This is a genomic window from Arthrobacter sp. NPDC058127, from assembly GCF_042884555.1.
Taxonomy (GTDB): Bacteria; Actinomycetota; Actinomycetes; order Actinomycetales; family Micrococcaceae; genus Arthrobacter.
In genome coordinates this window covers 1-1,585 of record NZ_JBHVTT010000042.1, presented here as the reverse complement: position 1 = coordinate 1,585, position 1,585 = coordinate 1, and the positions used below count along the sequence as shown (strand labels likewise).

The window sequence follows — 1,585 nt, the reverse complement described above, 5'->3', positions numbered from 1 at the left end:
TCGTCGGTGCTGCCCGTTTCCACGAGCTTGCCCTTCTGCATCACGCAGACATGGTCGGCGATCTGCCGCACGACGGCGAGGTCGTGCGTGATGAACAAGTACGTCAGTCCAAGATTTGACTGAAGCTCGGCCAGGAGGTTCAGGACCTGGGCCTGCACCAAGACGTCCAAAGCGGAGACCGCCTCGTCGCAGATGATCACTTCGGGGTCGAGGGCCAAGGCCCGCGCGATCGCGACGCGCTGCCTTTGCCCGCCGGAGAGCTCGTTCGGGTACCGCTGCATGGTGGACTGCGGCAGCGCCACCTGGTCCAGGAGCTCCCTGACCTTCTTCTCGCGGCTGGCCTTGTCACCGATCTTGTGGGTCCGGAGCGGTTCCTCGATGGTCCTGAAGATGTTGTACATCGGGTCGAGCGAACCGTACGGGTCCTGGAAAATCGGCTGGACGCGGCGCCGGAACTTGAAGATCTCCCGGCTGTTCAAGGTGGAGGTGTCCACGCCGTCGAACACGATCCGCCCCGACGTCGGTGCGAGCAGGTTGAGGACCATCTGCGCCACAGTGGACTTCCCGGAACCCGACTCCCCCACGATCGCCGTCGTCGTCCCCCGCTTGACGTTGAACGAGACGTTGTCCACCGCGGTGAAGTCCGTTGACTTGCCGACGCCGGAGCGCAGCTTGAAGACCTTGCTGAGGCTCTCGACCTTCAGGACGTCGTCCGACAGCGCCTTTTCGACCACAGCTTCGGTGGGTGCAAGGAGTTCTTCCGTCTGGATTCCTTCGGCCTTGGCGGCCTGGATCCTCCGGGAAGCGAGGGACGGTGCGGAGGCCACCAATCGCTGGGTGTAGGGGTGTTGCGGGTTACGGAGCAATTCGAGGGAAGGACCGGCCTCCACCACGTTGCCGCGGTACATGACCACCACTTTGTCCGCACGTTCGGCAGCAAGACCAAGATCGTGGGTGATGAGCAAGACCGCTGTGCCGAGCTCCGCCGTCATGGTCTCGAGGTGGTCCAGGATCTGCCGCTGCACCGTCACGTCCAGGGCCGACGTCGGCTCGTCCGCGATCAGGAGCCGCGGCTGGCAGGACAGGCCGATGGCGATCAGGGCCCGCTGGCGCATGCCGCCGGAGAATTCGTGCGGATACTGCTTGGCGCGGCGTGCGGAGTCCGGCAGGCCGGCTTCCCCCAGGACGCGGGCGACGTCGGCAGGAGCGTTGGGCTTGCCGTTGGCGCGCAGCGTCTCGCGGACCTGGTAGCCGATCTTCCAGACCGGGTTGAGGTTGGACATCGGATCCTGCGGAACCATGCCGATCGTGTTGCCGCGCAGCTCGATCATGCGACGTTCCGGAGCGTGGGAGATGTCCTCGCCGTCGAGCAGGATCTGCCCGCCGGAAACCCTGCCGTTCTCCGGCAGGAGACCAATGGCGGCGAGCGCCGTCGTCGACTTGCCCGAACCGGACTCCCCCACAATGGCGACAGTCTCGCCGGGCATGATGGTCAGGTGCGCGTTCTTGACGGCCTGGAATTCGCCGCCCGCCGTCTGGAAGGAGATGGCGAGGTCCCGGATTTCCAGGAGCGGACGCTCTTCGG

Annotated in this window: 1 protein-coding gene; it reads right to left on the bottom strand. The window is 65.3% G+C overall.

The window, feature by feature from the left end:
• On the bottom strand, nt 1-1,585 hold a 1,585-nt coding region (locus ACFVTG_RS24735; protein ID WP_390283647.1), incomplete at both ends, for a dipeptide ABC transporter ATP-binding protein.